The following is a 21,885-nucleotide window of genomic DNA, read 5'->3' as shown; positions in this document are numbered from 1 at the left end:
CTTGATCAGATGCTCCAGCGCCGTCCGTGTGATGGCCATCGCCACGCGTGGCAAGCGCGGCTCCATCGGAGGTCGTAGCCATCACGGAAGCTGTCCTGATGGCTACGCCGAGTAGTGGATCGGCTGGAGTCACCCCGTTGGGGTTTCACGGAAGCGGGGCATATGAGACAGGTCGATGTCTGTGCCGCGTTCCTCGACGAGGCCGTCGGTGTACAGCTGCAGCACGGTGCTGAGCGGGATCTGCACGATTGTCGACTCGTAGTCGCCGAGTTCGGTGCCCAGGGGCGGTCCGGCCAGTACCCAGAGCACTTCCGGCGGGCACCCGGAGCGAGCCAGGACGGGATTCAGGTGCCGGCACTGGCCAGTGAGGTTCTGTCTCTCTGGTCAGCGTCAGGCCCGGATGTGGATGGCGGCGAAGTGTGTGAGGCCTGGTGGGCGAGGGCGAGTTTGATGCCCCTATGGATGTCATACGGGGTGGTCAGCCCACGCCTCTGCTTGAGGTGGTTGACGCTGCGTTCGACAGTGTTCCGCTGCTCGGTTCGAGGCACGCGCATGCGGGCCATGACGGTCTCGAAGGCGGGTGTGTCACCTTCCTGACCTGCGGTGACTGTCAGGGCCAGTGGGCGGGCTCGGCGCTCGGCGGCCGGGGGGACTTTGGTGCTCAGCCCGCCGCGGGAACGTCCGAGCGCATGGTCGTCCGGCTCGTTGCTCCTTGCGCCCCCTTCGGTGCGGTACTTCAACGCGATGGTCTCAAGAGGTGCGACGGTGGTCGGCCCATCGCCGCCCGCGCACCGGATCGGCCGGTATCAGCGGCGCGATGTGCCTTCGAGAACCCCGACGTCTGGACCCACGACATCCGCCACACCTTCCGCCCCCTACGCTGAAGCACCGATCGCGTCCGCATGTACCGGGCCCGGGCGATTGCCAGACCGCGCCGCGCCACGGCGCCCGGCAGAGGAGCGCGGCCAGCCTCCAGGGAACGCCGTACTCAGAGGGTGAGTTGGGGCACGCACGAGAGCCGGCGGTCAGTGGCGGGCCCGAGTATCGCGCTCGTCACCTGCCCCGGGACGAAGTCCTGCGCATCGCGCGGGGAAGCCGCGCTGCGGTGGGCGCGGAAGGCACTGGGGGTACGGCCCGTCATGGTTTTGAACACCCGGTCGAAGTGCGGCTGGTCGTGGTACCCGGCCTGAGCCGCGGCATCGGCCCACGAGGCTCCGGCCTCCTTGCAGCGCAGGGCCTCCTGCAGCCGCATCACCTGGGCAGCCCCTTTCGGGGTCAGCCCGATCTGGCAGCGGAAGCGGCGTTCGAGGTGACGGCGACTCCAGCCGGTGCGGACCGCGAGGTCCTCAACCCGAATCCGTCCGCAGGTGCTCCGGATCCGGTGCCAGGCCCAGGCCACCTCGCAGCTTACGGCGGGGCCCGTGTCGAGTGACTGGCGCAGGACGCGGTCCAGCAGGGCGAAGCGGCCTTCCCACTGCGGGACGTGAGCCAACCGGGCGGCCAGGGCGGCAAAGGGCTGGGGCCGCAGTTCCTCGGGAGGCACCGACAGCTGGGCCCACTCGGACATGGGCACCCCGAAGAGCCGATAGGCGGCGAGCGGGGTGAGCAGGATGGTCACTCCGTGAATGAGGCCGGTGTGCTCGCCGATCGCGGCCGTCGTGCGTACCCCGCTGGCCAGGCAGACCCCGCTGGCCAAGCGGGCCGTGTCGCCGGAATCTCGGACGCGCACCGGGTCGCCGAAGCCCAGCATCACCTTCACCACGCCGTCGGGGATCAGCAGTCTGCGCCGCATCCCGATCACGTCGAAACGAAAACCGCGATAGCCCAGGACTCGATCGCGCAGGTCCACGGCAGCGGGGCGTAAGTGCAGTTCGTGCACGGGCCGATCCCCCCATCGGTCAACGCAAGCACCGGCAACCCTAGAAGCTCCGCGCGTCCCACGGCCCCGGCATCGTGAAGTTGGCCGGTATCAGGGGACGTTGACTGATATCGGACACCACAGGTGGCAGGTCGCATTCGTGCAAGCCCTGGGCACCCGCTCCCGACGAGCCTGGGGCAGCGCGGTCGGCCGGTGACGGCCACCGAAGGAAACGACTGAGAAGGGGAAACCATGCGTGCTGTATCCAGAGCGCTCGTGAGTGCCACCGCCGTCGTCGGGATCGCCGTGGGGAGTCTGGCGGGCGCCGGAGCCGCCTTCGCGGCGCCCCAGCCGGCCATCGGAGCCGCGGTGAGCACCCGTGCCGTCTCCGCTCAAGCCGTGGAGAACCTCGGTCTGAGCACCACCGAAGGAAAGAGCGTGCAGTGCTACGTCCGCGACGCCGGGTTCAGCCCCGGCGCGATCGACGGCCAGCTCGGCTCCAACAGCTGGAAAGCCTGGCAGAGTTTCCTCAATGACCGCGGATTCAACGCCGGAACCGTCGACGGCAGCGTCGGCCCCAACACCATCCGTGGCCTCCAGCGCTTCCTCGCCGCCCTCGGCTACGACACCGGCGGCATCGACGGCGTCGCCGGACCCAAGACCAGGGCCGCCTGGAAGGCGTTCTCGCACCTCGGCGGAGGCTGGTGCTGACCACCCGCCGCGGCGTACGACGGCGACTGAAGCACGCCTACTCGGTTCCTCACCGCGTAGGCGTGCTTGGTCGCGGCTACCTGCGGGCTTGAGAGCAGCGTTCCGGGCGGCCAGGCCGTGACCGGCCGGCCAGCCGATGATCAAGGCGACCGGCCCGTCGCCGGTGGGCTCCTCGGCGGCCACAACGACCAAGAGACCCGTCACATCGTGCACGCGTCGCGCGCTCGCCGTTGCGGCCTTCGTCGCCATCGCGCACGCGGCTGAGCCCGGCGATTCGGTCGACGAGGCTCTGGCCGCCGGTCAGGGAGTGACCTGCGGGTTGGCCTTGTCCAGGGCGCTGTCGAGCCAGTCGAGGATGGCGGGGATCACCTCGGGGAACTTGGAGACGGCGCAGTGGCCGGTGTCCGGGAGGAGCTGGACGTCTGTGTCGCTGCGTTCTTGTAACACGAGCGTGTCCTCCTGCGGGACGTGCACATCGTCGGCGCCGTTGACGACCAGCATAGGGGCGTTGGTGTCCTCGTCGAGCAGCGGGCGCAGCGAGAAGTCGGCCAATTTCGCGGACAGTTCCTCGGGGGTGGGCTGGTGGTCGAAGCCGATTGCGTTGCCGACGATTCCGTCCATGCCGAACCGCAGCGACCCGGCGCGGGTGAAGGCGTGCTCGACCGGCCCGCCCAGCACGACAGTGGCGTCGACCTCACCGGCCAGACCGGACCGGGCCGAGAAGTACCCGCCCATCGAGATTCCCAGGTGCCCCACGACACCATTGCCGAGAGTCCGCGCGTGGGCGATCACACCGCTGACGATCTGTGCGCCACCGTCCGGGGTCATCGGCACCTGGGACTCACCCGTGCCGGCGATGTCAAAGGCCAACACCTCTACATGCAACTGCGCGGCGATCAGCTCCAGCAGCGTGTGCACGTCCATCTTCCAGGTGTCCACCCCACCGCTGGCGATCACCACCGGCCGCTCCGGGGGCAGATCGATCGGCACCAGCACATGACGGGCACCGCCGTGGAGCCGCCCTGGTACGGCAGCTCGAGCACCTCACGCCGGAACGACACACCGAACCCGGGCGCGGCCAGCTGGTACTGCTCGAGCCGGCTCGCCAGCGCGGCACGCTTGAACTCATCGGCCAGGACCGGGAACTTGGCCCATCCGTAGGCCAGCGCAGCGAGTTGGTGTGAGTCCGCCGCGGCGTAGCCCGAAGCCAGCCGGGACCACTCCTGCACCCATCCCCCGGGGGCCTTCCGACCACATCGGTGATCGCGGCGCGCAGCGCCTCCACGTCCGCGACCGGCAGACCTGTGTTGACCATCTGCGCGTACCGCTCATCGAACAGTTCCTGCGCGTCCACTGTCCATGGCGGCCACCGCCGACGATGCGGCTGCTCATCTCCCCCATCTACTTCCGGGCACTGCTCGCCCGTAGACCGATCGACGATGACCTCGTCGAGCAGACGGTGGATGCCCTCCTGCACGGATTGACCCGGTGCAGGCCTTCATCCCAGCGCTGAGAGCGGCTGACGTTCTCGTCCGCACGTTCGCGCACGGGGGCTCGGATTGCGATCGCGTGCCTTCCCAGTGCGACGTTGCGCACCTTCTCTGCACGAAGGCGCGACCGGCGGATCGCGCGCCAGTGATTAGGCGCGTCGTCCGGGTCGAGTGGCAGGGCCCATCGGACGGACCCTGGAAGTGAGAGGTGGCGACTTTGGCGTACGTGTCACACTCTGCGGCATGACATATGATCACACCGGTGGGAAATTGAGCGTCGGTCAACGTGACCCAGAACTCAACGAGTGCTTGTCCCAGGGCCTGGACGAGGTCAACTTTCCGGCCACTGGAACCACTGCCGCCGATCAAGGCTCGCTCTCGGTGAAGGTTGTCGACGACGCCGGCGATCTCATCGGGGGCCTCGCCGCTTGGACGTGGGGTGGGCTACTCGGTATCGAGATGCTCTGGATCCGTGAGAAGAGCCGTGAGGACGGGTGGGGAACGAAGATCCTCATGGCTGCGGAGGAGGAAGCGCGTCGGCGAGGCTGCAACCGCGCCTGCGTATCGTCATTTACCTTTCAAGCTCCGGGGTTTTACCAGCGTCACGGATATGTCGAGACCGGCCGGACCCTGGGGATCCCCGGTGGCGCCGAGGATGTCCACATGTTCAAGACACTCGCATAGGCTTCGACGGAGCAGTCGGTCACCCGCGGCCCCCGTTTAGAGGGAACGACTGGGAGCCCCAGCGATACCGGAACGTGACGCTCGAAGCACTGGTCCTGCTGTCGTGTGCTCCGCAGCAAGCCGGGAGTGAGGTCGATGGTCTCGATTACCCCGAAGGCTTCGAGACAGAAGGGGAGACACTCCCGGCGAGTGGTGATCCAGCGTCACATGTGTGAAGCCCCTGGCAGGCACCGGTCTGCGAAGATCACGTTCCGTGCCACTAGAGGTCCCAGGCGAACGGTCGTCAGCCGATCCCGGTGATCATCGAAGCCGATGACAGGAGCAACGCGCCCAGCGCCCCCAGAGCACCGTAAAGTCGTACCTCGCCCCTGGCACCCAGTCGGCGGACATACCGGGTGGTGGCAGCAGCGAAAGCCAGACCGCCGACGATGAACCACGGTCCCCACAGGTAGAGGTACCAACGGGTCAGCCCGGCCAGGTCGGGCGCGACAGAGCGGATCCCGGCCTCGATCAGCACTCCATGGGCAACGAAGAGACAGCCGTGCCAGACAAGCAGAACCGCCGCGCCACCGCCACAGAGCACCATGAGACGGCCTATCCATCTGCCGCGCCGGTGTGTCAGCCCGATACCGATCAGGGCTCCAAAGATCTTCAGGAGACCGGTCACGCACAAGACGGCCACGAACCACGCCACGCGATCGTCAGCGAGCTTCACCAGGGACGGCGACACCGTCGTCCGCGCGCCGAAGGTAGTTCCCATCGCCCAGGCGAAACTGGGTACCGCAAACAGGAGCCCCCATGCCGCGGCGGCGAGGCCCGGCCATGCGACCGGCCGAAGGCGGGGTGCCCGGCGCGGGGCGGGACGCGCTGCGTCGTCCGCAGAAAGCTTGATCGCCATGAATCCATCCTGCGCCGGACCACGACGACGAATGGTCATCCGCACGGATGATGGACCTCCGCCGCAGGAGCGACCTCGCGACGTCCCTGTGACGGAGACATACGGGCTCCGCACCGGCAGCCTCAAGGATTAGATCCGGGACAAGTCTCAGGCGTCGTTCGGTCGTCTACGTGGGGCAGACGCATGAGACCTCTCTGCGTCGGCTCGGGGTCGGGCCGAGTGGGCGCAGGCCGGTGATGTTCGCTGCGTCGGGCTTTGCGATGCCGGTGCGCTACGCGATGGGGAAGACGCAGTGCTCAAGGTGACGTGGCAAGCGGGACAATCCCTTCAGGAGCGCGGGCGGTCAGAGGCGGTGGACCGGTGCGGACGCCTCAGTCCAGTGCCAGTTGACGGGCGCCCACTGCTTTTTCAGGGCCGTGCGTTGCCGGGCGTATCCGCGCAGTGCCTCCTCGACGGCGGACGGGAGTTCGGTGAGGTCTTCGGGGACGGGGACGCGGAGTATCAGGTGCTGCTTGTTGTGGATCAACAGCAGGTCGCCGGCTGGCGTGCAGGTGGTGAGGGTGAAGTGGGTCAGTGGCTTGAAGGCCTTGGTCGCTGTATCGAGTTTCGCCCGCAGTGCTCCAGCCCTGTTCCAGGCGTACAGGCCATAGCGGTTGAGGTGGAAGGCATGGCCTCGATGGGGGTCGGCTGCCAGGTTGTAACAGAGACCGGTGAAGGGCGAGTCGCGCCATGCGTGCATGCCGTCGAGGCGTCCGGTCATCTGACCCTCGTCGTTGATGAGCGCGAAGACGAATGGCTGACCACGGCTTCCGGCGCGGAACGTCTTGGCATAGGCGGGGACGACGAACAGGTCGTCGGCCAGCGGCACGGGCCGGCCGAGGTGTGAGTAGCGCCAGCCGGAAAGCCGGTCCTCGTCGGCGACCAGCTCGGTCAGCGCGGGCCGGGGCCGGTTCGCCGGGCTGACCGGGGCTCCCTTGTACGTGACGTGTGCGTGCAGGTCGATGTCGGTGTGGCGGGCCGGTTCCGGATCGAGTGAGGTCAGTGCCTCGATCGCGGGCTTGGAAGACGCCGTGAGGGCGCCGTCGGCCACGCCGACGACGTTGGTGATGACGCTGGCGGAGTCCCACACGCCGTACTCGGCCACGGTGCACAACAGGCGGCCCGAGGGCGTGACGCTGATGGAGGTGGCGTAGGCGTCGCCTGGTGCGACACCCCCGAAGGGGCGCCGGTCCTTCGAGTCGTAGACGGCGACGACCCGGCTCAGATCAGATGCGATCAAGGTGGTGTTGTTGGGGCGGGCGCTGACGGCCAAGGTACCGTCCGGCAGGACGCACAGGGTCATCTCGCTGCCATCGACTATTGCGGCATCGGTTCCGTCCGACGAGGCCGGGCAGTTGATGACGCCGCCAGGTGCCAGAACAGGGGGGGCTGGATCGGCCGCATGCCGTTGGTGAGCGTGCGGGTCATACGGTGCAGGCCCGAGCGGCCCACGGTACGCCGGGAGGACCGGTGAAAGAGTCTCCTGCTGGGCCTGACGTCGCGTGAGCCGCTGCCCTGCCGGCCTGACAGGCGCACTTGGTAAACCGTGCCTCTCCAGTTCATGCCGACGCATGATGGCGACCATGTATGACAGTGAGAACTATCTGACGATCGGCGAGGTCGCCGACCGGCTGGCGATCTCTGCGCCGACGCTGCGTTACTGGGAGGAGCGGGGACTCCTGCAACCCGCGACACGGCAGTCGGGGCGGCGACTCTACGGGGCGACGGAGCTGCGGCGGATCGCCTTGATCCGGATCTGGCAGGAGAGCGGCATGCTGAGCCTGGACGAGATCGCGACCGTGCTGGCCGGACGCACGGAGACCGGTCACTGGCGGGACACGGTGCACGGACGTCTGACGGCCATCGACGAGCAGATCGACCGCCTCGCGCGGGCTCGGGCATACCTCGTGCACTACCTGGACTGCCCGCGTGATCACCCGGCGGAACACTGTCCGGTGGTGCGGCGGGAGGTCGAGGCCTACCTGAACGCTTGACTTCAAGTCGACGTGAAGTGGAACGGTGCGACCCTCGCCGTTTCCTCACGACCGGTCAGGAGTCGCTGTGTCCGTACCGCGCCGCCCCGTCGGGCTGCTCACGGCCGTCTTCCTCGGAACCTTCATGGCCCTGCTCGACATGAGCGTCGTCAACGTGGCGCTCCCGGCCATGCAGAGCCGCCTGCACGCCCGGATCACGGACATCCAGTGGGTGGTGGACGGCTACACCCTGTGCTTGTCCGCCTTCATGCTCACCGGCGGCGCGCTCGGCGACCGGTTCGGACGCAAGAAGGTCTTCCTGACCGGGCTCGCCCTGTTCACTCTCAGCTCGGTGCTGTGCGCCGTGGCCCACAGCACCACCACCCTGGTCTTCGGGCGGCTGCTGCAGGGCACCGGGGCCTCCACCGTCACTCCGGGAGCACTGTCGCTGCTGGCACAGGGGTTCCCGGACCAGGCGCAGCGGGCGCGGATGATCGGCCTGTGGGGCGCGTGCAGTGCCCTGGCCGTGGTGCTCGGGCCTCTCCTCGGCGGAGCGCTCACGGACTCCGTCGGCTGGCCCGCCATCTTCCTGATCAACGTGCCCCTCGGCCTCATCGCCCTCACCGCCGGCATCAAGGGCATCACGGAGTCCGCCGACCCGAAGCACGCGGCCACCGATCCCGTCGGTCAGATACTCGGCATCGTCTGGCTCGCCGCGCTCACCTACGCGGTGAACGAGGCGGGCCGTGACGGCTGGACCGCTACACCCAACCAGGTGCTCTTCGCAGTGGCGGCCATCGCCTTCCTGGCCTTCGTCGCCGTCGAGCGTCGTGTCCCGCGCGCGATGCTTCCGGTCGCCCTCTTCTCCAACCAGCGCTTCGTCATCACCAACATCGCGTCGTTCATGCTCGGTTTCGGCGGCTACGGCACCTTCTACCTGCTGTCGCTCTATTTGCAGCAGGTCCAGGGCACCAGCGCGGCGATGACCGGTGTGAAGTTCCTCCCGTACTCGGCGGCCATCGCCATCGGCTCGACCCAGGCCGGCAAGCTGACCGCCCGCTTCGGCCCTCGATGCGTCATGGTCGCCGGCTACGGCCTGGTCAGCGCCGGCCTGCTCGGCCTGGTCACTCTCACCCCCACCACCGGCTACGGCCAGGTGGGCGTGCTCTTCGCGGTCCTCGGCCTCGGCATGGGGCTCGGCATCGTACCCACCAACGCCGCCGCCATGGCCGCCGTACCCCGGGAGCGGTCCGGCGCGGCCGCCTCCACGGTCAACGCCACCCGCCAGGTCGGAACGGCCCTGGGCATCGCCGTGCTCGGCTCCCTGCTCAACGCCCGTGCCGAGACCTCGGTCGCCCGGAACCTTGCCCACTCCCCCAGCGCGATCGGCCCGAGCGAGCGCGGCACCGCGGCCCACCTCATCGTCACCCGGCACGGGACCGCCCCGTCCGATCTGGGTCTGGACCTGCGCGCGGAACTGCGTTACTTCGCCTCCGGCTTCGTCGACGGGCTGCACACCAGCCTGCTGGTGGCCGGGGTCACCACCGCGCTCGCCACCGTCGCGGTCCTCTTCCGTCTCCGCACGCCGAAGCCTGTGCCCGCGCCTGCGCCGCAGCGCCCCACCCAGCAAGCCCGCGCCCGGGGCTCGTGGGACGACTGATGGACATCACCGATTCAGGTTCAGTAGCAGAGTACGGCCACACACTGACAGCCGACGGGGCTTCACCCGGGGGCAGCCGGGTCCGGAATGTTGTGCTGCCCCTCTTCAGCCCGTGCCGCGCCAGCGCAGGATCTCGAGTGCGGTGCCGACGCCGAGGATGTCTTCGGCGAGCGGGCGAGGCAGCAGGCGGTCGGCGTGTGCGAGGCGTCTCAGCAGGGTGTTGCGGTGGATGTAGAGACGGTCGGCCGCATGTGAGGCGTTGCACTGGGCGGCGATGAAGACGCGGGCCGCTTCGCGGATGTCCGGCTGGGCGTGGGCCAGATCTCCGAGGACGCGCCGGACGAAGCCGTCGGCGGCTTCCACGTCGGAGGTGGCCAGGGCGACCAGTTCCACCTCGTCATGGGTGGCCAGTTGCTGTGCCGAGGCCAGGCGGGCAAGCATCCGCTGGACGGCGAGGGCGTCGATGTGGCTGCGGCGGAAGCCCGCCAGATCCTCGCCGGTGGAGCCGACCGCGACCCGCACGCTCGGCTCGGCGGCCAACTCCTCGCGCAGCGCGGCCGGATCGGGGGCACCGTGCAGCCACATCCAGCGGGTCGCGGCGCCGGCGAGCACCGTGAGCGCCCGTGGATCGGCGGCGTTGGCGGCGATCAGGTCGGTGGCCCGGCCGAGCACGGCGGAGTCGGCGTGGGCGCCCTCGCTCCAGACGACGGCCGCGGTGTGACAGCCCGTCAGTCGATAGCCGAGGCGCTGTTCGGCCCTGGCCCGCGGGATCGGGGCGCCGTACAGCAGCAGGCTGACGGTTTCGCGTCGTTCGGCGTGGGTGCCCTGGGCGAGTTCGTCGCGTTGCTCGGCGATGAGCTCAGTCACGGCGGCGATGGTGTCGTCGACGAAGGTCGTGATCGAACGACAGGAGACGTCCAGGAGTTCGCGCAGTTCGTCGACGTCGGAGGTGAGAGTGAGGCAGATCCCGATCCACCGTCGGATGGCGACGCCCTGGCCGGCCCGGTAGGCGTCCAGGGCGCTCTCGTTGAGCCCGCGGCGGACGAGGTCGCGGGCGACGGCCACCGGGACGTCGCCGATGTTCGGCGCGACCCGCGCGCCGGGCCGGTCGATGTTGGCGGAGGCCCAGAAGAACAGGTTGGACCGGTTGGCGCGGCGGGTCGCCGCGGCGAGCACCGGGTCGTCGCTGATCTGGGCGTGATGGGGGCCGGAGAGAGTGGCCTCGTCGAGTTCGCGCAGCCACTCCTCCGGAGGGTCGAGCGCCCTGCGTGCTCCTTGGCGGATCAGTTCGCGTACGCGCGGGGACGGCGGCTCCCAGGACACCTCGGCAGCATAGCCCGGCTCGGGTCATTCTGCTGCACGATTTGACGCTTCTTGGGCACTCTGCACCTGGCAGTGTGCCCGTGAGTGCCAGAGAATGACCATGACTCCGCCCCCTCCTCCCTCCATGTCCGCCTACGTCCGGGAGCTCGTCTCATGTCCTTGCCCGCCGTCCCCGCTCCCGCTCCCGCCCCCGCCCCCACCGAGCTCGACGTGCTGATCGTGGGGGCCGGGATCTCCGGGATCGGCGCCGCCTACTACCTCCAGCGCGACCATCCGGGGCGCAGCTATGCGATCCTCGAGTCGCGCGGAGCCTCCGGTGGCACCTGGGACCTCTTCCGCTACCCCGGGATCCGCTCCGACTCCGACCTGCACACCTTCGGCTACGCGTTCAAGCCCTGGCGCGACGAGCACGCGATCGCCGACGGGGACAAGATCCTGGCCTATCTGCGGGAGACCTCGGCGGAGAACGGCATCGACCGGCACATCCGCTTCCATACCAAGGTGCTCAGCGCCACCTGGTCCTCACAGCAGGCCCGGTGGACCGTCGTGGTCGAACGAACCGACACCGGGGAGCGGTCCGCCCTCACCTGCTCCTGGCTGTTCTGTGCCGCCGGCTACTACCGCTACGACGAGGGCTTCACCCCGCGCTTCGCCGGCCGCGAGCGGTTCCGCGGGCGGATCGTCCATCCGCAGCACTGGCCGGAGGACCTCGACTACGCGGGCAGACGCGTAGTCGTCATCGGCAGCGGGGCCACTGCGGTGACCCTCGTACCGACGCTGGCCGAAACCGCCGCACACGTCGTCATGCTGCAACGCACTCCGAGCTACATCCTGCCGGTGCCCGCCCGCGACAGGATCGCCGACCTCCTCAAGGCAGCCTTCGGCGAGGAGCGCGGCCACGCACTGGCCCGGCGCAAGAACATCCTGCGGCAGGCAACCGTCTGGGGCTTCTGCCGGCGGTTCCCCAAGACGGCACGGCAGCTCGTTCGACGCGTCAATGCCAAGCTGCTGCCGGAGGGTTATCCGGTGGACGAGCACTTCAATCCGCCCTACGACCCGTGGGACCAGCGGCTGTGTGCCGTGCCCGACGGCGACCTCTTCCACGCGATCCGGCGTGGCGACGCCTCGGTGGTGACCGACAGGATCGAGACCTTCACCGAGACCGGACTGCGTCTGGCCTCGGGCCGCGAGCTCACCGCGGACATCGTGATCACGGCCACCGGACTCAACGTCCAGGCCATGGGCGGGATCACGCTGGACGTCGACGGCCGGCCGGTCTCCATCGACGACACGGTCGCGTACAAGGGGATGATGCTCTCCGGAGTGCCGAACTTCGCCTACACGATCGGCTACACCAACGCCTCCTGGACCCTGAAGGTCGGATTGCTGTGCGAGCACTTCTGCCGGTTGCTCACGCACATGGACGAGGGCGGCTTCGACATCGCCTGCCCGGAAGTCGCCGACGCGAACATGCCGCTGCGCCCGTTCCTCGACTTCCAGGCCGGGTACATCCGCCGGGCTGTGGACCGGCTGCCCCGGCAGGGCAACCGCGCACCGTGGCAGACGTCGATGCAGTACCTCGGGGACGTCAGACTGCTGCGCAAGCTGCCGGTGGACGATCCGGAGCTACGGCTGTCCCGGAGCCCCGTGTACCGGTCCGCGCACTGCGCCTGCACCGACTCGACCGGGGCCGGGCTGTGACCGGGGCGAGGCTGGGCCGCTTCGACTTCACTTCCGGAACGGCGATCGTCACCGGCGCGGCGAGCGGCATCGGGGAGCAGCCGGCCTACGGGCTGGCCCGCAGGGGCGCTGCCCTGGCGTTGGTCGACCGGGATGCCGCCCGCCTGGAGCGGGTCGCCGACACCGCGCGTTCCCGTACCGCCGTTCCGGTGGCGACGTATGTGACCGACCTCGCGGACGACAAGGCCACGCACCACCTCGGCGAGCACCTCGCCACCTGCCTTGTGATCGACAATGCCGGTGCTGCCCTGGCCGGCATGTTCGACCAGGTCAGCGCGGAGGAGTTCGACTGGCTGCCGGCGGTCGGCTTTCGCACCGTGGTGACCCTGACCCGAGCTCTGCTGCCCACGCTGCGCGCGCGGTCCGGCGCCCATCTGGCCAACGAATCGCCGCCACGGTCGCGGGTGACGTGGGGCGGCGCGACCGGGACGGCATCGCTCGACTGCTGGCCTACCCACCCGAGCGGGCCGCCGCGCAGATCCTCGACGCCGTGGCCCACCGCAGGCCGCGGCTGCTGATCGGCATGACCGCCCGACTGCCCGACCTGATGTCCCGCATCACCCCGGCCCCCCTCTCCCCCGTACTGCTGGAATCATTCCGCAAGCACTCATCCCGACGCGCCTGGCCACCCCCGATCCCCGGAGACCCTCCATGCCTGCACTCAACTGGAAACCCGACCTGCTCGAGGGCTATCACCAGCACACTTTCGAACTCGGCGTGGACCCCGACGGCGAGGGCACCGCGGCCGCGGTCCTGGTCCGCCGGGACCCGGGCGGTGGCGAGAGACACGATCCGCTCCCTGTGCGGGGAGCCGTCCTGTATGTCCACGGGTTCTCCGACTACTTCTTCCAGACCGAGCTGGCCGACTTCTTCGCCGGGCGCCACCTGGCCTTCTACGCCCTCGACCTGCGCAAGTGCGGCCGCGCCCGACGCCCTGGGCAGACCGCGCACTATGTCAGTGACCTCGCCCTCTACGACCGGGAACTCGACCTCGCCGTCGAGGCCATCGTCCAGGAGCACGGGGACGTGCCCGTACTCCTCGCCGCCCACTCCACCGGCGGGCTGATCCTGCCGCTGTGGCTCGACCGCCGCCGCGCGGCCGGCCGCACCGAGCCGATCTCCGGTGTCGTCCTGAACAGCCCTTGGTTCGATCTGCAGGGCACTGCGATGCGGCGGGGCCTGCTCACGCAGGTGCTGCGCGTGGCGGCCAAGGCGGCTCCCATGCGCGCGCTCGCCGTCCCGACCAGTGTCTACGGCGACACGCTGCATCAAAGCCGCAACGGCGAATGGGAGTTCGACCTCGAACTCAAACCCCTGAGCGGCTTCCCGGTCACCGTCGGCTGGCTCAATGCCGTCCGACGCGCCCACGCCGCCCTGCACCTCGGGCTCCACATCGGCGTCCCCTCGCTGATCCTGCGCTCGGACCGGAGTCATTTCTCCAGCCACTACTCGGAGTCGAGCGACCTGGCCGACCTCATTCTCGACGTCACCCAGATCGCCCGCTGGGCCGGCTGCCTCGGCGACGAGACCACGGTCGTACCGATCCCCGGCGCCCGTCACGATGTCTTCCTCTCCCGCCCCGAAGTCCGAGCACATGCATACTCCGTGGTCGACGCGTGGCTGGAGCACCATCCGGTGGTGACCGGCCGTCAGCCCCGCGAGGCCGGCGCCCTCGGTCAAGAGAAGAGCCGAACAAGGTGACATCGGCGATCGCCAAGGAGTCAGCGGGATCCCGGGACATGCGGGGTCGTATGGGAGCGCGCGGTGCACGGACGGTCTTCCGGACCCTCGGATGGCAGACCTGACGACCAAGATTTTCCCATCTTTCGGCGTGGCGATGAATTCGGTGCGGGCAGCCGGTCTTCATGGGAGAGAGGAAGGAGGAGCGGTATGCCGACCACAGGATCCGCCAAGCAGCCCACGTCCGAGCTGGATGCTCGCTACAGCTCCGCGCTCAATCCCCGCCCGGGTGCAGCGGAGGTCACCGCCACCGAGTGGGCCGAGGCCGAGCGCCGGCTGGCGGCCGCCGAGATCTTCTGGGTGTCCACGGTGCGGCCCGACGGCCGGCTGCATGTAACCCCCGTGATCGCCGCCTGGCACGACGGGGTGTTGTACTTCTCCACCGGCCCAGGCGAACAGAAGGCCAGGAACCTCGCTCATCACGCTCACTGCGCGCTGACCACCGGCACGAACTCACTCAGCGAAGGGCTCGACCTCGTCGTCGAGGGTCAGGCCGAGCCGGCTGCCGATCCGGCCGTGCTGGAGGAGGTCATCGCGGCGTACGAGGCGAAGTACGGCGCACACATCACCTCGCCCGAGGGCACCTTCCATGGGTTCGGGGACGGGATCCGAAAGGGGGACGTGGTCGTGTTCGCGGTGGTCCCCGAGACGGCGTACGGCTTCGGTCGGCGCGATGGGCTTTTCACTCACACGCGGTGGAAGTTCTGAGCGGGGGCGGATCGTCGAATTCTTCGCTCAGTCGATCGTGATGCATCCGCGGTGCTGATGCCCGACCATTTTCCAGCGGATCTCGCCTTCGGGCCGTTCGTTGGTGATCGTCGCTTGGACTGTGCCCACCAGGCACGCTTCGTCACAGAGCCGGATCACCCGGTTCAGCCAGGAGACAGCCCGATCGGGAGAGCCTGCTGTCAGCGGGCTCTCACAGGCTGGAGATCTTGAGGATGTGTGTGGCGATCAGTTGGAACTGGCGCAGTTGTCGTTCGATCTCGGAGCCGTAGTCCGGGGCGTCGACGGTGACGGGCCAGTCCCGGCCCTTGGCCCGGTAGTGGGCAGTGATCTGTTTGGTCCCGGCAAAGCGCAGTGCGACTCCCTCCGGCCATGGCTGTGTCATCAGAAGGGGACCGTACGGCTCGAACCACGCGGGGAGGATGAGGGACGTGAAGCCGCCCTCGCCCGCGGGGATCTTGTCGGACGGCACATCGGACTCGTATGCCCCCAGGCCCGGTGAGAGGGTCGCGACATCGGAGCCGGGCTTGCTGATGATCGCCATCGCCGTGTTCTGTGTCCGTTCCTGAAGCAGCGATACGTACTGCTCCACCGTTCTGCCCTGGGCCTCGGAGAGCCGTTCGCGCCCCATGGCCGAAACAAGCCCCCTGATCAGGCTCTCGTCGCCCCCGGCGGCCTGATGGATGTCTGCGAGGTCCTTTTCGGACAGCGTGCCGTCATCGACCAGCGTGGCCATCTCGTCAAGGATGATGTCATCGTCCACGGGGCGTTCCATGGCGACACTGAAACTGCCGTTGTTGGGCTCCGTCAGCGAATTCGTCACCACGTCCTGGATCTGGGCGGAGCTGTGCGCCGTCCTTGCGTCGAGGACGTTCACCGCCAGCGCGGTACTGTCGCCGCGGTCGTTCGACCCGGTGTGGGCGATGCCCTGCTCCGTGAGCGCCCTGCGGCCCAGGATTCCGCTGGTGTTGATCGAGTGGACCAAGTCGATCATCGCGGCGATCCGGCCGACCTCAAGGACGAGTTCCTCGCCGTCCCTCGCCTCCAGTGCGGAGTTGAAGGCCGGCCGCGTGACGATGCGCAGCACTTGCTCACCCGTGCTGGTGAGGAGGTAGTCCAGCCCGTTCTCCTTGATGAACTCAAGCGGATCGCCGACCTGTGCGCCGCCTACGATGACGGTCCGCTGGACCGCCGCCGCGGGAACAGCCGGAACGGATTGCGTCGTACCGGGAGCGTGGTCCGCGGTGTGACGGGGCGCCGCGGCGGCCATCACCCGGGTCGCGGTGGCCTCCGCTTCGCGTTCGAAGCGGTCCGAGGGGTCCGAGATCCGCAGTCCGTCGCCGTTGTCCGTGCCTGCCACCGATCCGCGACGCTGCTGGATGACGTGGGTCAACTCGTGGGCGAGGGTGTGCTTGTCCGCCCCGCCGTCGCCGATCACCACATGGCTGCCGGAGGTGTAGGCGCGGGCGCCGACCGCGGCGGCGGACGCGCGCGCGGCAGCGTCGTCGTGGATGCGGACATCCGCGAAATCGGCGCCGAGGCGGGCTTCCATGTCCGTGCGGGTGGTCTCGTCCAGCGGGCGACCGTCGCTGCCGAGCACCTCTCGGACCGCGGAGCGCTGCACCCTTGCCTGCTCATCGGGCTGGTGACCGCAGTCGGCGCTGTGCAGGTGCTCCTCCTGGGCGCCCGGATGGCCAGTCCGGCGCAGGCGCTGCACGACTGCGGCGTTGCCCACCGTCGCCTGCAGGGCCAGCAGGCTGTGCTGTCGCAGGTCATCTCCGGCGGACGCAGCCTTGGCAGCGCGGCCTTCCCTGGCCTCGGTGGCTTCCCTGTTCCCGCGCTCGCGCATCGGTTCCGCTCCCCGTGTGATCGTGCAACAGGGCTATCACTAAACCTGATTACGGCGGGGCTCGGAAGCCACCTACGGGTCATCTGCCGACCCCTGTGAAGGAGAGAGCCTCAACCGGCCCCGTACGAAGGCCGGTTGAGGCATCCCGAGTTGCTCACGGAAATACGAGCACCCCCGCCTACGGAAGAGTGGCGCCCTCCGCGTTCAGCGCCGCAGGCACCGGCTGGAAGAAGGTCTCTCCACCGGAGGAGCAGTCGCCGCTGCCGCCCGAGGTCAGCCCGATGGCCGCGTCGCCGTCGAAGAGCGCACCGCCGCTGTCGCCCGGCTCGGCACACACGTCGGTGTCGATGAGCCCGGAGACCGAGCCCTCCTGGTAGTTCACGGTCGCGTCCAGCCCGTTGACCGTCCCGCCGTGGACGCCCGAGGTACTGCCACTGCGCTGGACCGACTCACCCACGTAGGCATCGGCGGCGCGGGTGATCTGCTGGCTACCGCCGTCGTAGAGGTCGACGGCGCTCGAGTGGTCGCTGCCGGAGTCGTCGTACTGGACCAGGGCGTAGTCGGTGCCGGGGAAGTGCGAGTCGACGGTCTGGCCGACCTCCCCGCCGCCCTGCGAGTCGGACCACGTCGAGGACGCGTTGCCGCAGTGACCGGCGGTCAGGAAGTACGGCGCGCCGTTCACCGACACATTGAACCCGAGGGAGCAGCGCACACCACTGCCCCAGATCGCGTCGCCACCCGCGATGAGCGGCTTGAACGCGGTCGCGGCCCGACGGACTACGACCCTGTCGCCGAGCGACTTGACCACGGTGTTGAGTCGGGTGCGCTTGGCGCCCGTGACCGTCGGGTCGACGGTCACGACCACCTTGTCCTTACGAGGATCGATCGCCCACGCGGTACCGGCGGTCCGGGCCCGCTGCGTCAACGTGCTCAGGACACTGCGGAGTTGGGTGGTGGAGTAGCGCACGGATCTGGGAACGGCGCCAGTGCCGCGCACCTGGTCGGCCGCGGAGGAGTCGGTGATGTTGACGACGAAGCGGCGGGCCGCGGCGTCGTAGTAGGAACCGGCGGCGCGGTCGCCGAGTCGTGCGACGAGGGCCGCGGCGGACGCGGCACGGGCCGCGGCCGGGGTGGCCGCGCCGGAAGCGGCCGTGGCCGAGCCCGCACCGGGGAGCAGTGCGGCGCCGGCCGTGAGGACCACGACGCTCGCTCCGGTGAGCGCGCGGGTGGTGAGAGCTGTGCGGCGTTGCGTCATGTGAAGCCTCCTGTGGGGGTTGCCCCGCTCACTCGACGAGTGGGGCCGGAGGAACGGAAGGCACGGGGACGCCGACCCCAAGGCCAGACGTGGCCATGCCAAGCGCGACGAGTATGGCGACGCCCGCCCGCCACAACAAGGAAGCAATCCGGCCGGGCGTGGGGTGCGACGGCCGGTGCCCCGCCGCAGCCATCTCGGCACGCCGGGCACGCGTACCCACGACGGGCGTCACACACGGTGTGCGCCATCGGGCCCGCGGTCCACGCTCGGTTCACTCGCCGCTGGCCGGTTTGCGACGATGATGTCCGGAATCCGGAAAGAGCCTCCCTTATTTGGACTAGACTTGGCTCGTCTGTGACCTGGCGCGACGACCACACCGCCAATTCCCGCCAGATACGGGTAAGTTCTGCCGCCCGCAGCACCGCCGGTACCTCGTCGCGCGGCGGCTCGCCCCCGGCCCTCGCACGCACTCCGCCGGCACGGCTCGCATGTGGCTGCCGATGTCGCACTTGACGTTCCGTTCACCCGGATCTCACCGTGCCGTTCACCGGCTCCCGACGAGAATCGGCGGCCATGAACACTCCTGACTCTGTTGTCCGTTCAGGCCCCAGCAGACGAGCACTGTTGGCGGGTGCGTCGGGGGCGGGGCTGGCCGGTGCGGTGGGGCTGGCCGGTGCGACGCCCGCTGCGGCGAGCCCGGTGCTGTGGGAGAAGCCGGGTGCACTGGGGGCACCGCGGGTCGCGGGGCTGCATCTGCAGTTCGGAGCCGATGCCTCCCGTGAAGTCGTGGTCTCCTGGCACACCACCGCGTCCGTGTCCCGGCCACGTGTGCTGCTCGGCACCCCGGCCGGCGGTCTCGGCCGTACCGTCGCCGCGCAGACCACGACGTACCGCGACGCCAAGTCGGGCACCGAGGTGCAGGTGCACCACGCTCGGACGCGCGGCCTCAGGCCGGACACCGACTATGTCTACGCCGCCGTACACGAGGGTGCGCAGGCCGAGTTCGGCAGCGTGCGCACCGCACCGCGCGGCCGCTCGGCGTTCACCTTCACGAGCTTCGGCGACCAGGGCACACCGACCCTCGGCAAGAAGAACGACAGCGGCATCTACGTCAACGACAACCTCGGCTCCCCCGCCGCCGGCGACACCACCGCCGGGGTCGAGCGGATCGCCCCGCTGTTCCACCTGGTCAACGGGGACCTCTGCTACGCCAACCTGGCCACGGACCGGGTGCGCACCTGGTCCGACTGGTTCGAGAACAACTCCCGCTCGGCCCGCCACCGCCCGTGGATGCCGGCCGCCGGCAACCACGAGAACGAACTCGGCAACGGCCCCATCGGCTACGGCGCCTACCAGACCTACTTCAGCCTGCCCGACGCGGGCGCCGACACCGAACTGCACGGACTGTGGTACGCGTTCACCGCGGGTTCCGTACGGGTGATCAGCCTCAACAACGACGACGTCGCCTTCCAGGACGCCGGCAACTCCTACGTCCACGGCTACTCCGGCGGCGCCCAGAAGCGCTGGCTGGAGACCGAACTCGCCGCCTCCCGCGCGAACCCCGACATCGACTGGCTCGTGGTGTGCATGCACCAGGTGGTGATCTCGACCGCCGACAAGTTCAACGGCGCCGACCTCGGGATCCGCGAGGAGTGGGTGCCGCTGTTCGACCGCTACGGCGTCGACCTCGTTGTCTGCGGCCACGAGCACCACTACGAGCGCTCGCACCCCCTTCGGGGCCAGCAGCCCAACGACACCCGCACGCCAATCCCGGCCGCCACCGACACGCATGCCGTCGACACCACCAGGGGCACCGTGCACATGGTGATCGGCGGGGGCGGCACCTCGGCCCCCTCCAACCAGCTCCTCTTCCCCACCCCGCAGTGCCGGGTGATCACCAAGGTGGGCCCGGCCGACCCGGCGACCGGCAAACGCCCGCCCGTCTACGTCCTCGAGGACGCCCCCTGGTCGGCGGTACGCGACGCCGAGCACTCCTATGGTTTCGCCGCCTTCGAGGTCGACCCCGGCCGTCCCGGCGGCACGACCTCGATCCACGTCACCTACTACACGGTCAGCGGACCCTACGGCGACCTCGTCCCGGTCGACCGCTTCACCCTCACCCGCCCACGCGGCGACCACTGACGGCAGCCCGCCCCCGTGCGGGGATACGGCGCCGGGACGGTCGACCACACCAGGGCGATGGTCCCGGCGCCCCTCACCTGCTTTGCCATGACGTAGGGCGGGGGCCATCCGTGTAGCAGCCAGCGTTTCTCAACGCACGGCAACATCGGTGCAACGCCCGGGCGTTGAATATCACGGCTTGGCCAAGCCCTTCCCGCGCGTTGGTCGCATGTTCATGGCGTTTGCCTGATGCGCCCTGTCGGCCCGAGCGAAGGATGGTCGGTGGCCCGCTTTTCCGTCGGGCCGGCCGTCACTCCGGAGCGCTTGTCCCGCTCAAGAAAGGGCCGTCATGGCTGAGTTGACACGCCGTAGACTACTGAGTTCGGCCGCCGGTGCGCTGGGCGCCACCGCGGCTCTCTCCCTCCTCCCGCCGAGCATCCAGAAGGCCGTCGCCGCCGGGCCGCCCCCGAACGGATCGCTGCGCGACATCGAGCACGTGGTCATGCTGATGCAGGAGAACCGGTCGTTCGACCACTACTTCGGCACCCTGTCGGGGGTCCGGGGCTTCAGCGACCCGGACGCTCTCAGGCTCGGCAACGGGCGTTCGGTCTTCTACCAGCCCGACGCCAAGAACCCGAAGGGCTATCTGCTGCCCTTCCACCTCGACACCCACAAGTCGAGCGCGCAGGCCATCCCGTCCACCAGCCACGCCTGGGCCGTACAGCACCAGGCCTGGAACGGCGGCAGGATGGACCAGTGGCTGCCTGCCCACCGCAGGGCCGACGGCGTCAACGGGCCCTATGTGATGGGCTACTACACGCGCGAGGACATCCCGTTCCAGTTCGCGCTCGCCGAGGCCTTCACCATCTGCGACAACTATTACTGCTCGGTGTTCGGCCCCACCTGGCCCAACCGCCTGATGTGGATGACCGGCACGATCGACCCTGCCGGCACCCACGGCGGCCCGATCATCAGCAACGTCGCGCCCACGCCGTACCGCTGGACGACGTACGCCGAACGCCTCCAGGCGGCCGGCGTCAGCTGGAAGGTGTACCAGCAGGACGACGACTACGGCTGCAACCTGCTGGAACAGTTCGCCGCCTTCCAGAAGGCGCGGCCCGGCTCCGAGCTGTACGAGCGCGGCGTACGCCCGCAGCCCGAGGGCACCTTCGAGGACGACGCACGCAACGACCGTCTCCCTGCCGTGAGCTGGCTCATTCCCACGGGCTACCAGTCGGAGCACCCCGACTATCTCCCGGCCGCCGGCGCCGACTTCGTCGCCTCGAAGATCGAGGCGATCGCGGCCAACCCCAAGGTGTGGCAGAAGACCGCCTTCATCCTCAACTACGACGAGAATGACGGCTTGTTCGACCACGTGGCCCCGCCCACCCCGCCCGCGGGCACGGCGAACGAGTACGTCCAGGGCCGGCCCATCGGAGGCGGTTTCCGCGTCCCGGCCATCATCATCTCACCCTGGACCGTGGGCGGTTGGGTCGCTTCGGAGGCCTTCGACCACACCTCGGCCCTGCAGTTCCTGGAACGGTTCACGGGGGTGGCGGAACCGAACATCAGCAACTGGCGACGCGCCACCTTCGGCGACCTCACCACCGCCTTCCGCTTCAGCGACGCCCGTCCCGACGCGCCCCAACTCCCCGACGACACCGCGGAGCAGCTGGAGAAGGCGAAGGAGGAGGTGGCGACGCTGCCGAAGCCGACGCTGCCCGGAGCGGACCAGACGTTCCCGCACCAGGAAAGCGGTCACCGCCCGCACGTGTGACACCAGCGTCCCGCGCCCGTTGTGCCCGGGCCCTCGCCGGG

At 69.1% G+C, this 21,885-nt stretch carries 19 protein-coding genes and 2 pseudogenes; 10 read left to right on the top strand and 11 right to left on the bottom strand.

Annotation, left to right across the window (positions count from 1 at the left end):
* Positions 1-129: 129 nt before the first annotated feature.
* The 3 genes and pseudogenes from AB5L52_RS43130 to AB5L52_RS43120 form a co-directional block, all read right to left on the bottom strand.
* The gene (locus tag AB5L52_RS43130; RefSeq protein ID WP_369369068.1) at positions 130-348 is read right to left on the bottom strand and encodes a SpoIIE family protein phosphatase; all 219 of its coding nucleotides are present in this window, start codon (positions 346-348) and stop codon (positions 130-132) included.
* Positions 349-545: 197 nt separating this feature from the next.
* Positions 546-686: pseudogene (locus tag AB5L52_RS43125) on the bottom strand (IS5/IS1182 family transposase); the annotation flags it as partial.
* Between the two features lie 302 nt (positions 687-988).
* Positions 989-1,879, bottom strand: coding sequence for a helix-turn-helix domain-containing protein (locus AB5L52_RS43120; protein ID WP_369368524.1), 891 nt, complete (start codon positions 1,877-1,879; stop codon positions 989-991).
* Between the two features lie 231 nt (positions 1,880-2,110).
* Between AB5L52_RS43120 and AB5L52_RS43115 the strand changes: the two genes are divergently transcribed.
* A complete protein-coding gene (locus tag AB5L52_RS43115) occupies positions 2,111-2,569 on the top strand; it encodes a peptidoglycan-binding domain-containing protein (protein ID WP_351576573.1) in 459 nt (152 codons plus the stop codon).
* A 300-nt stretch (positions 2,570-2,869) separates the two neighbouring features.
* Here AB5L52_RS43115 and AB5L52_RS43110 read toward each other — a convergent pair whose 3' ends face one another.
* Together AB5L52_RS43110 and AB5L52_RS43105 are read right to left on the bottom strand one after the other, a co-directional pair.
* Positions 2,870-3,559 carry an alpha/beta hydrolase family protein gene (locus tag AB5L52_RS43110; protein WP_369368523.1) on the bottom strand — a complete coding sequence of 230 codons (690 nt, stop codon included), beginning with the start codon at positions 3,557-3,559 and terminating at the stop codon, positions 2,870-2,872.
* Positions 3,523-3,798 (bottom strand): hypothetical protein, encoded by a 276-nt coding sequence (locus AB5L52_RS43105; RefSeq protein WP_369368522.1) that lies wholly within the window; start codon positions 3,796-3,798, stop codon positions 3,523-3,525. Before AB5L52_RS43105 ends, AB5L52_RS43110 begins: the two co-directional genes overlap by 37 nt.
* Before the next feature lie 504 nt (positions 3,799-4,302).
* Between AB5L52_RS43105 and AB5L52_RS43100 the strand changes: the two genes are divergently transcribed.
* Positions 4,303-4,743 (top strand): GNAT family N-acetyltransferase, encoded by a 441-nt coding sequence (locus AB5L52_RS43100; protein ID WP_351576579.1) that lies wholly within the window; start codon positions 4,303-4,305, stop codon positions 4,741-4,743.
* Between the two features lie 283 nt (positions 4,744-5,026).
* Here the strand turns inward: AB5L52_RS43100 and AB5L52_RS43095 are convergent, their stop codons facing one another.
* Complete coding sequence (locus AB5L52_RS43095) at positions 5,027-5,641, bottom strand: DUF3995 domain-containing protein (protein WP_369368521.1); 615 nt, start codon at positions 5,639-5,641, stop codon at positions 5,027-5,029.
* 343 nt (positions 5,642-5,984) lie between these two features.
* On the bottom strand, positions 5,985-6,983 hold the full coding sequence (locus AB5L52_RS43090) for a hypothetical protein (protein ID WP_369368520.1): 999 nt from the start codon (positions 6,981-6,983) through the stop codon (positions 5,985-5,987).
* A gap of 280 nt (positions 6,984-7,263) precedes the next feature.
* On the opposite strand from AB5L52_RS43090, the gene AB5L52_RS43085 reads away from it, so the two are divergent.
* Complete coding sequence (locus tag AB5L52_RS43085; RefSeq protein WP_369368519.1) at positions 7,264-7,674, top strand: MerR family transcriptional regulator; 411 nt, start codon at positions 7,264-7,266, stop codon at positions 7,672-7,674.
* Positions 7,675-7,741: 67 nt separating this feature from the next.
* The gene (locus tag AB5L52_RS43080) at positions 7,742-9,313 is read left to right on the top strand and encodes an MFS transporter (protein WP_369368518.1); all 1,572 of its coding nucleotides are present in this window, start codon (positions 7,742-7,744) and stop codon (positions 9,311-9,313) included.
* A 105-nt stretch (positions 9,314-9,418) separates the two neighbouring features.
* Here the strand turns inward: AB5L52_RS43080 and AB5L52_RS43075 are convergent, their stop codons facing one another.
* Entirely contained in the window at positions 9,419-10,636 is a 1,218-nt protein-coding gene (locus tag AB5L52_RS43075) for a PucR family transcriptional regulator (protein ID WP_369368517.1), read from the bottom strand.
* A 153-nt stretch (positions 10,637-10,789) separates the two neighbouring features.
* Between AB5L52_RS43075 and AB5L52_RS43070 the strand changes: the two genes are divergently transcribed.
* The 4 genes from AB5L52_RS43070 (at position 10,790) to AB5L52_RS43055 (ending at position 14,824) form a co-directional block, all read left to right on the top strand.
* Positions 10,790-12,337 (top strand): flavin-containing monooxygenase, encoded by a 1,548-nt coding sequence (locus tag AB5L52_RS43070; protein ID WP_369368516.1) that lies wholly within the window; start codon positions 10,790-10,792, stop codon positions 12,335-12,337.
* Positions 12,334-12,894, top strand: a complete 561-nt coding sequence (locus tag AB5L52_RS43065) for an SDR family NAD(P)-dependent oxidoreductase (protein WP_369368515.1) — start codon at positions 12,334-12,336, stop codon at positions 12,892-12,894. The genes AB5L52_RS43070 and AB5L52_RS43065 overlap by 4 nt, the downstream gene beginning before the upstream one ends.
* A gap of 133 nt (positions 12,895-13,027) precedes the next feature.
* The gene (locus AB5L52_RS43060) at positions 13,028-14,077 is read left to right on the top strand and encodes an alpha/beta hydrolase (protein WP_369368514.1); all 1,050 of its coding nucleotides are present in this window, start codon (positions 13,028-13,030) and stop codon (positions 14,075-14,077) included.
* Positions 14,078-14,266: 189 nt separating this feature from the next.
* Positions 14,267-14,824 carry a pyridoxamine 5'-phosphate oxidase family protein gene (locus AB5L52_RS43055; protein WP_369368513.1) on the top strand — a complete coding sequence of 186 codons (558 nt, stop codon included), beginning with the start codon at positions 14,267-14,269 and terminating at the stop codon, positions 14,822-14,824.
* A 102-nt stretch (positions 14,825-14,926) separates the two neighbouring features.
* Here AB5L52_RS43055 and AB5L52_RS43050 read toward each other — a convergent pair.
* From AB5L52_RS43050 to AB5L52_RS43040, 3 genes and pseudogenes are all read right to left on the bottom strand, one after another.
* Positions 14,927-15,028, bottom strand: a pseudogene (locus AB5L52_RS43050) (GNAT family N-acetyltransferase); the annotation flags it as partial.
* 7 nt (positions 15,029-15,035) lie between these two features.
* A complete protein-coding gene (locus AB5L52_RS43045) occupies positions 15,036-16,691 on the bottom strand; it encodes a DUF4157 domain-containing protein (protein ID WP_369368512.1) in 1,656 nt (551 codons plus the stop codon).
* A 178-nt stretch (positions 16,692-16,869) separates the two neighbouring features.
* Entirely contained in the window at positions 16,870-17,946 is a 1,077-nt protein-coding gene (locus AB5L52_RS43040) for a S1 family peptidase (protein WP_369368511.1), read from the bottom strand.
* Between the two features lie 624 nt (positions 17,947-18,570).
* On the opposite strand from AB5L52_RS43040, the gene AB5L52_RS43035 reads away from it, so the two are divergent.
* Both AB5L52_RS43035 and AB5L52_RS43030 read left to right on the top strand, forming a co-directional pair.
* Positions 18,571-20,088: a purple acid phosphatase family protein gene (locus AB5L52_RS43035; protein ID WP_369368510.1), complete on the top strand. Its 1,518-nt coding sequence runs from the start codon at positions 18,571-18,573 to the stop codon at positions 20,086-20,088.
* Between the two features lie 328 nt (positions 20,089-20,416).
* Entirely contained in the window at positions 20,417-21,844 is a 1,428-nt protein-coding gene (locus AB5L52_RS43030) for an alkaline phosphatase family protein (protein ID WP_369368509.1), read from the top strand.
* The last annotated feature ends 41 nt before the right edge of the window (positions 21,845-21,885 follow it).

Source organism: Streptomyces sp. CG4, from assembly GCF_041080655.1.
Lineage (GTDB): Bacteria > Actinomycetota > Actinomycetes > Streptomycetales > Streptomycetaceae > Streptomyces.
The sequence above is the reverse complement of the archived record's forward strand: the minus strand, read 5'-3'. Positions and strand labels throughout refer to the sequence as shown.

What these genes read in the sequence shown, in the direction of transcription:
- AB5L52_RS43115 (WP_351576573.1), top strand. Translation starts at nt 2,111, where the DNA reads ATGCGTGCTGTATCCAGAGCGCTCGTGAGTGCCACCGCCGTCGTCGGG.
- AB5L52_RS43100 (WP_351576579.1), top strand. Translation starts at nt 4,303, where the DNA reads ATGACATATGATCACACCGGTGGGAAATTGAGCGTCGGTCAACGTGAC.
- AB5L52_RS43095 (WP_369368521.1), bottom strand. Translation starts at nt 5,641, where the DNA reads ATGGCGATCAAGCTTTCTGCGGACGACGCAGCGCGTCCCGCCCCGCGC.
- AB5L52_RS43090 (WP_369368520.1), bottom strand. Translation starts at nt 6,983, where the DNA reads ATGACCCTGTGCGTCCTGCCGGACGGTACCTTGGCCGTCAGCGCCCGC.
- AB5L52_RS43085 (WP_369368519.1), top strand. Translation starts at nt 7,264, where the DNA reads ATGTATGACAGTGAGAACTATCTGACGATCGGCGAGGTCGCCGACCGG.
- AB5L52_RS43070 (WP_369368516.1), top strand. Translation starts at nt 10,790, where the DNA reads ATGTCCTTGCCCGCCGTCCCCGCTCCCGCTCCCGCCCCCGCCCCCACC.
- AB5L52_RS43060 (WP_369368514.1), top strand. Translation starts at nt 13,028, where the DNA reads ATGCCTGCACTCAACTGGAAACCCGACCTGCTCGAGGGCTATCACCAG.
- AB5L52_RS43055 (WP_369368513.1), top strand. Translation starts at nt 14,267, where the DNA reads ATGCCGACCACAGGATCCGCCAAGCAGCCCACGTCCGAGCTGGATGCT.
- AB5L52_RS43045 (WP_369368512.1), bottom strand. Translation starts at nt 16,691, where the DNA reads ATGCGCGAGCGCGGGAACAGGGAAGCCACCGAGGCCAGGGAAGGCCGC.
- AB5L52_RS43040 (WP_369368511.1), bottom strand. Translation starts at nt 17,946, where the DNA reads ATGACGCAACGCCGCACAGCTCTCACCACCCGCGCGCTCACCGGAGCG.
- AB5L52_RS43030 (WP_369368509.1), top strand. Translation starts at nt 20,417, where the DNA reads ATGGCTGAGTTGACACGCCGTAGACTACTGAGTTCGGCCGCCGGTGCG.